At 66.9% G+C, this 8,467-nt stretch carries 5 protein-coding genes; 2 read left to right on the top strand and 3 right to left on the bottom strand.

Annotation, left to right across the window (positions count from 1 at the left end; translation table 11 throughout):
- Positions 1 to 334 precede the first annotated feature (334 nt).
- Positions 335 to 1,294: a COX15/CtaA family protein gene (locus VFZ66_06715; GenBank protein HEX6288865.1), complete on the top strand. Its 960-nt coding sequence runs from the start codon at positions 335 to 337 to the stop codon at positions 1,292 to 1,294.
- Positions 1,295 to 1,301: 7 nt separating this feature from the next.
- Here VFZ66_06715 and VFZ66_06710 read toward each other — a convergent pair whose 3' ends face one another.
- Positions 1,302 to 5,198 (bottom strand): hypothetical protein, encoded by a 3,897-nt coding sequence (locus VFZ66_06710; GenBank protein ID HEX6288864.1) that lies wholly within the window; start codon positions 5,196 to 5,198, stop codon positions 1,302 to 1,304.
- A 258-nt stretch (positions 5,199 to 5,456) separates the two neighbouring features.
- On the opposite strand from VFZ66_06710, the gene VFZ66_06705 reads away from it, so the two are divergent.
- Positions 5,457 to 7,118, top strand: a complete 1,662-nt coding sequence (locus VFZ66_06705; protein HEX6288863.1) for an ATP-dependent DNA ligase — start codon at positions 5,457 to 5,459, stop codon at positions 7,116 to 7,118.
- A 109-nt stretch (positions 7,119 to 7,227) separates the two neighbouring features.
- Here the strand turns inward: VFZ66_06705 and VFZ66_06700 are convergent, their stop codons facing one another.
- Entirely contained in the window at positions 7,228 to 7,707 is a 480-nt protein-coding gene (locus VFZ66_06700; GenBank protein ID HEX6288862.1) for a carboxypeptidase regulatory-like domain-containing protein, read from the bottom strand.
- 59 nt (positions 7,708 to 7,766) lie between these two features.
- Entirely contained in the window at positions 7,767 to 8,162 is a 396-nt protein-coding gene (panD, locus tag VFZ66_06695) for an aspartate 1-decarboxylase (GenBank protein HEX6288861.1), read from the bottom strand.
- Between the last annotated feature and the right edge of the window lie 305 nt (positions 8,163 to 8,467).

The raw sequence follows: 8,467 nt of genomic DNA, 5'->3' as shown, positions 1-8,467 counted from the left end.
TCGATGCAACCGGCGCGTACTCGGAGCACGATCTATTCGATCCGCAGGGCTTTGAGCGGATCATCGGGCGACCGATCTGGGAGCTAATCGCTGGCAATACCTACGAGCACTATCAGGAGCACGGCGACGTGCTGAATGCCTGGATCGCTCGCGGCCAGGAAAACTAAGAACCAAACGAAAGAACCAAGAAGGGCGCCATGCGGGTGCCAGGCGGGTGCCAGCCCCAGAGGGCACCCGGCATGGCACCTGGCATGGGCACCTGCATGGGCACCCGGCACACCAAACCGGAAACTCGGAACCTGGAACTCAGTGCTAGATAAGGCAAGTAAAACGGATGAAATTAACGCGACTCGCTACGTACGCCTGGACGGTATTAGCCTATAATCTGGCGATCATTTTGTGGGGGGCATACGTGCGCGCCTCCGGCTCCGGCGCTGGCTGCGGCAGCCATTGGCCGCTGTGCAACGGCGAGATCATCCCGCGCAATCCGCAGATCGAAACGCTGATCGAGTTTACCCACCGACTGAGCAGCGGCCTGGCGCTGATCATGGTGCTGGCGCTGCTGATCTGGGCCTTCCGGGCATCGCCGCTCGGCCATCCCGTTCGGCTGGGCGCGTTCCTCTCGACGTTCTTCATCATCACCGAGGCGCTGGTCGGGGCAGGGCTGGTGCTGTTTATGCTGGTCGCCGATAATGCCTCGATGGCCCGCGCGCTCTTTATGGCCGTTCATTTGCTCAACACGTTCCTGCTGCTGGGCGCGCTGACGCTCACCGCCTGGTGGGCATCCGGAGGACAGGCGATCCGGCTGCGCGGGCAGGGAACCGTGGCGCTGCTGCTCGGCGCGGGCATCGTCGGCATGCTCGTGCTTGGCGTGAGCGGCGCGATCACGGCGCTGGGCGATACGCTCTTTCCGGCGTCATCGCTGGCGGAGGGCTTGCGACAGGATTTCTCGCCGACGGCTCATCTGCTGCTGCGTCTGCGGGTGCTCCATCCGACGATCGCGGTAGGGCTGGGCATGTACCTCTTGTTTGCCGCAAGCTGCGTCAGCGTGCTGCGGCCCAATGTCCAGACCAGGCGCTTTGCCCGCATGATCGTCGCGCTCTTCGTGGCGCAGTTGGCGGCAGGACTGGTCAACGTCTTGCTGCTGGCACCGATCTGGATGCAGCTTGTCCACCTGCTGCTGGCCGATCTGGTCTGGATCGCGCTGATCCTGCTGGCGGCGACGGCGCTCGCGGGCGAAGCTGAACAGGCTCCGGCGATTCAATCTCTGCCGCAGCGCGAGCATGCCGTGTAGCTGGTGCTTACGCTTCGCCCATCTCGTCCACATCCTGCTGGTCGGCCTTTGAGCCTGGGCCGAGCTTCCGAATCAGATTCAGCGCCGGGTCGACTTCGATCTCGCCATGCTCTGGGAACTCGATGATCACCTGCTCTCGGCCGCCACTAATGCTGCTGGACCGCACCGTTCCGATACCATAGGGTAGGCACTGGACGCGCTCGCCGATATGAAAGCGCAGCTCCGCAGGCTCATCGGGGGCGGATTGCTCGACGCGCGGCGCGGGCTGGCGCTGCGCTGCCTCGCGCTCCTGACGCAGGCGGCGCATGCGCTCGATCATCGCATGGACGTCGGCTTCCGGCTCCGGCTGAGGATCGGGCGGCTGGGCGTGATTGAACGGCTGCCGGGCGCGCTCCTGCGGGCGCGGCGCATTCGACGGGCGACTCCGCGCGGGTCTATCATCTCGATCGCGGCGCTCGCTGGCGGGCGGCTGTCGCCGCGCTGGATCGCTGGTGGGCTGCGGCTGCTGCGGCCCGCGTCGCTGATATGGCGGCGGACTCGGTCGCTGCTGGTCGGGCTTGGGCGTGGGCGTGTTCGGCGCGTGCTGCCGCACCGGCGACCGATGCGAAAACGGGCGCTGCGGCTCGCTTCGCTGGCGGCTCGGCTGCGGTGGGCGGCTCGGCGGCTCAGAGCGTGGGCGCGGCGCTGATGGCTCGGAGCGTGGGCGCTCATCCGTCGGCGATCGAGCGGCGTCATTCGTCGTGTGAGGCGGATTTGTGCGCGCTGGACTGGCGACAGGTGGCGCTGTCCGCTGTGGCGGCGGCTCGGTTCTCGCGGCGGCACGATCGTCGAGCGGCTTTGGTCGTCCATTGCGCGTGGCCGCTACGGGCTGCTCCTCGTGGCCGGGCTGGATCGGCTGCTCGCGCTCCGTGGGCGCTGCCTCTCCCTCATCCTCGTCTTCCAGCGGCGGCAACAGATCTTCGATGCGATAGTATCGCGTGGCTGGCCTGGGCTGCGGTGTCGGCGCGGGCGCGGCGGCGAGAGGCTCGGCGGGCGGGGCGGGCGGCGCTGCGTGCTCGACTCCCTCTGGCTGCGGCGCGGCTGCGGCCATCGCAGGCGCGGCTTCGACCACCTCTGGCTGCGGCGTGGGCTGTGCTACGGCGGGAGTCGGCGGCGCGGGCTTGGTCGTATCGGCGCTCGGCGCTGGCTCCGGCTCCGCTGCAATCTCCGGCTGCGGCACAGATTGCTCCAGGCTGGCAGCCGCGATCGGCGTTGCGGCGGGCGGCGCTGGTTTTTCCGGCGCGGTATAGACCGCTGCGAGTCGAGCGGTCGGTAGCGGCTGCTCACCGGCTACCGGCTTAGCAGGCGCAGGGCGCGTTGTCTCCGGCTGCGGCGCGCTCTGCTGCACGGGCGGTCTGGCCTCAATCGGTCGATCCGTCCGCGCGGCCTGATCGGCCACCTGGGGGCGCTGCGGCACCGGCGCGAGCGCTGGACGCTCTCGATCGGCAGCGCTATGATCCGCGCGCGGCTGCGCTGCCGGTCGCACTGGTGAGGCGGGCGCTGGCGTGGGCGGTGTAGACCGTGGTGCGCGATCCGCGACCTGCGGCTTTGGTGCGGGCTGCCTGGGCGGCTCCGCTGGCACAGCGGGCGTGGGCTTCGGCTGGGGCTTGGGCGGCTCCGCTGGCGTGGGCTTCGGCTGAAGCTGCGGCGCTGGCTTCTCGACCGGCCCCGGCGGGCGGGCGCTGGTTTGTGGCTGCGGCTTGGGCGGCTCCGCTGGCGTGGGCTTCGGCTGAAGCTGCGGCGCTGGCTTCTCGACCGGCCCCGGCGGGCGGGCGCTCGGCTGTGGGATAGCCTGGGCCGGGAGCGGCGCTTTCGCTGGCTGTGCAATCGCCGGGACAGGCAGCGGCGTTTTGGCTGGAACCGCGACCGGCTGCGGCTGCTCCACTTCGATCGACGCGGCGGGATCGTACAGCCGACTGATCCAGGCCATCTCAGCCGTCGCCAGACGCTTGTAGACCGGGCGGGCGGCACACGCTCTGGCAAGCTCCAAGGCCAGCTCGATCAGCCGCTCGAACTGGCTATAGACACAATCGGCGATGCCCACACCGCCCGGCTCGGTTTCGATCAGGTAGAGCCGCTGCTGCTCGGCGGCGTAGGCGGGCGCGAGCGCTGCCGGTGATGCGAGCGCGACCAGCGGAAGCGCCTGGGTGATCGCCCAGCCCATCGCCTGCGGATCTGCTACCGGCCCGGACACTGGAATCCAGCAGGCGGATGCGAGCCACTGCGTCTCAGGTGCGTTTGTCGGCAGCCGTCGCTCTGGAGCGTCTGGCCGTAGCTCGCGCAGCCCGGCGATCTGCTGTGTAGCCAAGACTTTGCCCTTGATCAGATCGGCGGTCTGCTTGCCGAAGCGAATCGTGCGCGCGGCCAGCTCTTCGCGCACATGAACGCTCGTCTCGGTCAGCACCACGGTCGCGCGCTCGGCCAGATCGGGGGCAAGCTGAATCGTCTGGCGGGACTCGTCGCGACGGACGATGCGCAGGCCGGGCACGAAGACCTGATCGGGCAGTGTGCAGCGGTCCTGCAGCGCGGGCGGAACCGTGGCGATCGGTTTGCCCTGCGGATCGAAGACGACCAGCGGCGGGCCGCCAATCGCGCGCGGATCGACCTCGGCGTACGGATCGTCGATCTCAGGCGCGATCGGCCACAGATCGCCGCTCGGCAGCGGCTGGAGCGTTCCTTTCTTGACCAGCCGGTCGCGCAGCTCGCGCACGGCCCAGCGATCGATCTCGGCCTCCTCCAGCGGACGCTCGGCGGCGGCGCAGGTGAGGTGCGCCGCGACGACGTAGGGATTGCTGTTCGCCAGCGGCCAGTACGGCAGCGCGTTGAGCAGCACATCGGGCTGCGCGGCAAAGAGCAGCTCGTGCGGCTCGCCGCCAGCCAGCAAGATCAGCAGCCGATAGCCGGAGCGCAGCAAGCTCTGGCGGTCGTCGATCGCGCGGGGAATGCCGGCGACGATCGCGACGCGCGCATCATCGACCTGAGCGATGCCGCTGGTGGCGGCCAGTCCACGCAGGCGCTCCGTCTCCTCGGCATCGCGGCCTACCACCGTGATCGCCAGACGACGGGCGGTGAGCTGTCCGGCCAGCCGCAGCACCGTCGCCGCGCGGTCGCTCCCACAGCGCCACAGCGCGATCAGCGTGCTATGACTCGGCCCGTCGGGCGCGGCGACAACCTGCATCGGACGATCCAGCAGGCGGCCAAGCGTCGCGCCGACATCTGCCACCGACGCCAGCGAAACCAGCAGTTGCAGCGGCGTGTGCGCGGTCAGCCGCTCGACGCGCCGCAGCAGCCAGTGGAGATGCCCGGCCTCCGCGCCGGTGTAGCCGTGCAGCGCAGGCAGCGCGACGAAGCGAAGCTGCGGCCAGAGCCAGCGCCAGGCGCGATCGTGGTAGCGCAGCACCCGGCGGTGGAGATCCGAGGGCGTGGCGAGAATAAGCTGTGCCTGGGTGATGCGCCCGCCCGGCTGGGCGGCGTCGAGCCAGCGGATGCCGAGCGTTTCGGCGAGCGCGACCAGCCTTGAGCGAAATGTCGTCTCGTCATGTGGCGCGATGTAGAGCAGCGCGGGCGTGGGCTGGCGTTGAAGCTGGCTCAGCGTCAGGAGCAGCAGATCGTCGTGGGGCGACGAGCCGTGGCCCATCAGCGCGACCGAGTGCTGAGTCTGCGCGGCGGAGAGCGCCAGCGCGTGATGGCCGAGCGTCGGCCTGCCGACGAGCCGCGTCCAGGCGGTGATCAGCGCGGGCGGCAGCGGCAGCGCCAGCGGCGAGTCGGTAACGCCGGGCAGCGTGACAGGCCCCGCCAGGGCGTTATCGCCATCCGGCGCGGCGTGCTCTCCGAGATGCCGTAGCAGATCGATCACCGTCGCCATGTTTTAGCCCACTGCTCAGCCTTTCTGCACGGAGTATAGCACACGCAGCGCCGCTACGGGGCTGCCCGGCGCGTCCGAGCATCAGGAGTCGTGTAGAATCTTGTCCTAACGGCCTATTGCGTGGCACAATAGTGCGAGCTATGGTATATGACGAGCGCTGCGGTATGGCGCTGGCATACACGTTGCTGCCGGTGGTTGTCGTGCGACAATCGATGCTCTGCTATGATCACCTCACGCATATGTCGAGGAAAGAAAACGATGCTCTTTGTTGAATTCGCCCATGTGTGCGAGCAGGTTGCCGCAACAACCAAAAAACTTGAAAAAGCAGCGCTGCTCAAGACCTTCTTCGCGCAGCTCTCCGACGCCGATCTGCTCCTGGCGGCGCGCTTCTTTGCGGGCACGCCCTTTCCCCTGGCCGACCAGCGCGTGCTCAGCGTTGGCGGCGCTGTGGTGCGCGATGCCGTGCTGGCGCTCACGGAGGCCGCTCCCGACGTGTGGAGCCGTCTGGTGGTCGAGCATGGCGAGGCCGGGCGCGCGGCCCAGGTTCTACTGCCGGGCCATGTCGCGCCCCGCCCGACGCTGACCCTGGCCGACCTGATGGCGGTCTACGAGCAGTTGCACGCGGCGCGCGGCCCCTCCAAGAAGCTGCCGATCATCGTCGCGGCGCTTCGGCAGATGACGCCGCTCGAAGGCGTGTATTTTATCAAGCTGATGCTGGGCGGCGACCTGCGGATCGGGCTACAGGAGGGCCTGGTCGAGGATGCGATTGCCAGAGCGGCTGCGGTGCCGGTGGCGCAGGTGCAGCGCGCCAACATGCTGATCGGCGATATTGGCGAGACGGCGCTGCTGGCGCGGCACGAGCGCCTGGACGAGGCCCAGATGCGGCTGTTTCATCCGCTGAAGTTTATGCTGGCATCGCCGATCGCCGAGCCGGAGGAGATTCGCAAGAATATTGAGGGCGCGTTCTTTGTCGAGGATAAGTACGACGGCATTCGGGCACACGCGCACAGGCAGGGCCAGCGTGTGGCGCTCTACTCGCGCACGCTCGACGAGATCACCCATCGCTTCCCGGAGGTTGTCGCGGCGCTGGCCGAGCTGCCCGGCGAGTGGGTGCTCGACGGCGAGATCCTGGCGGCGCGGGATGGGCGGATCTTGCCGTTCAAGGCGTTGCAGGCGCGGCTGGGGCGCAAAGAGGTCAGCGCCGAGATCATGGAGCAAACGCCGACAATCTTTATCGCCTACGACATCTTGTATCAGGACGGCGCGGTGCTGCTGGACGATCCGCTCTATATGCGGCGCGTGCGGCTGGAAGATCTGATCCGGCCCTACGGCGGCGAGCAGCCGCTGGATGGCGTGGTATCGGGCACGATCATGCCGTCGCTCCAGTTGCTGATCCGGAACATCGATCGGATCGACCGGCTCTTCGAGCAGGCGCGGACGCGCGGCAACGAGGGCTTGATGGTCAAAGACCCCGACTCGCGCTACAAGCCCGGACGCCGGGGCCGCGAGTGGCTCAAGGTCAAAAAGGCGCTGGCGACGCTCGACGTCGTGGTGACGGCTGCTGAGGTCGGCAACGGCAACCGGCGGCGCTTCCTCAGCGATTATACCTTCGCGGTTCGTCGCTCGACGGATGATCCTGAGCTGCTCAACGTCGGCAAGGCGTACAGCGGGCTGACCGACGCCGAGATTCAGGAGTTGACCGAGTGGTTTACCGAGCATACCATCCGCGACTTTGGCCGCGTGCGGCTGGTCGAGCCTGAGATCGTGCTGGAAGTCGCCTTTGATAGCGTCCAGCCTTCTCCGCGCCATAAGAGCGGCTACGCGCTGCGCTTTCCGCGAATCGTGCGCTGGCGACGCGACAAGTCCGCCGCTGAGATCGACACGCTAGCGACGGTGCGGCAGATCGCCGGGAGCACGTAGCTTCGAGTTCCAAGTTCCAGGCCCGCACCGCCGCTCCCGCTGCGCAGGCAAGGGGAATGTCGTTTGTTTGTTCTTTGTGTGCCGGGTGCGCCCGTTCTTTGTTCTCCGCCTAGCGCTTGCGTACCGTTATGTCCAGGGTGATCGGCTGGCCCTGCGTGACCGTGACCAGCTCGCTGGTCGTCGGCGCGTAGGCGTCGTGGTGGACGGTGAAGGTGTACCTGCCCGGTGGGAGCGGCCACTGATACCGTCCGTCGCCGCTGGTCAGCACCGCCAGCTCCGGGATAGCATGCGGCGGACTATCGTGCGACTGAGGTACCACGACCGCGCCGACCACCGGGTTGCCGGAGGCGTCGAGCACGCGACCCTCCACGCCGCTGCCGATACCGCTATCGGCGCTGCTCTGGCCGGGCACGTTGCTGACCGGAGCGTCGGGATCGATTGAGCCGCCGGGGCCGTGCGTGGGCGTGTCGGCGCTGTTCGCGCCCTGTCCTGAAGGATCGGTCATAACTGCACCACATGCTGCTAAGGCAAATGCCACCAATAGCACCGAGACGATCCAGAGCGTGCCGTTTAAGACGCTGCGAGTCATCACCACCTCCCTGGCGTGTCGCTTCTGAGGGAAGCGCGAGATCAGAGCAGGCGGCTGAGCTAGCAGCCGGTCAGACCGCCCTGCGGGCGCATCCGCCGGATATCGGTGATCGTATTGTGCTCGTCGACCAGCACGACGCTCGGCTGCCAGCCCTCAGGCACCGGCTCTTCTACCTGCGCATAGGCCATAATGATCACCAGATCGCCGACATTGACCAGATGGGCTGCCGCGCCGTTGAGCTGGATCGTGCCGCTGCCTGGCTCTCCCGCGATCGTATAGGTTTCAAGGCGATTACCGTTGGTGACATCTACCACCTGCACGCGCTCGAAGGGCAGAATATCCGCCGCTTCCAGCAGTGTCGAGTCAACAGTGATGCTGCCTATATAGTGCAGGTCGGCGGCGGTAACGGTAGCACGGTGAATCTTGCCGCGAACCATAGTGCGATAGATTGCCACGAAAAGACTCCTTTTCCAGTATGCAGATGCGGGCCACAGCCCGCGCGATCATTCTACCATCAGTTGCGGGCTGCTGATGCGAAGTTGATGACGTTTACATAAGGTGGGCTTTGAAGATCTCCGGCGGTTTGCAGATCGACTGACCTCGTAAGGGCGTATCGATAATGGTCGCGAAATAATGGCGGATACACCGCAGGGGCGTACCGTTCATGGTTCAATCATTGTGACAACTATTATAAATTTAAGAGTCGTCGCGTATGGTCCTAGCGGCGCGGCTCGTCGATAACTATCAGCGTTTCGCCTCT

The sequence above is a fragment of the Herpetosiphonaceae bacterium genome, assembly GCA_036374795.1.
Classification (GTDB): Bacteria; Chloroflexota; Chloroflexia; order Chloroflexales; family Kallotenuaceae; genus LB3-1.
This window is presented reverse-complemented; position numbering and strand designations above follow the sequence as displayed.

Excerpts from the sequence above, each read along its gene's own strand:
- VFZ66_06700 (HEX6288862.1), bottom strand. The coding sequence starts at position 7,707 with ATGACTCGCAGCGTCTTAAACGGCACGCTCTGGATCGTCTCGGTGCTA.
- VFZ66_06705 (HEX6288863.1), top strand. The coding sequence starts at position 5,457 with ATGCTCTTTGTTGAATTCGCCCATGTGTGCGAGCAGGTTGCCGCAACA.
- VFZ66_06710 (HEX6288864.1), bottom strand. The coding sequence starts at position 5,198 with ATGGCGACGGTGATCGATCTGCTACGGCATCTCGGAGAGCACGCCGCG.
- VFZ66_06715 (HEX6288865.1), top strand. The coding sequence starts at position 335 with ATGAAATTAACGCGACTCGCTACGTACGCCTGGACGGTATTAGCCTAT.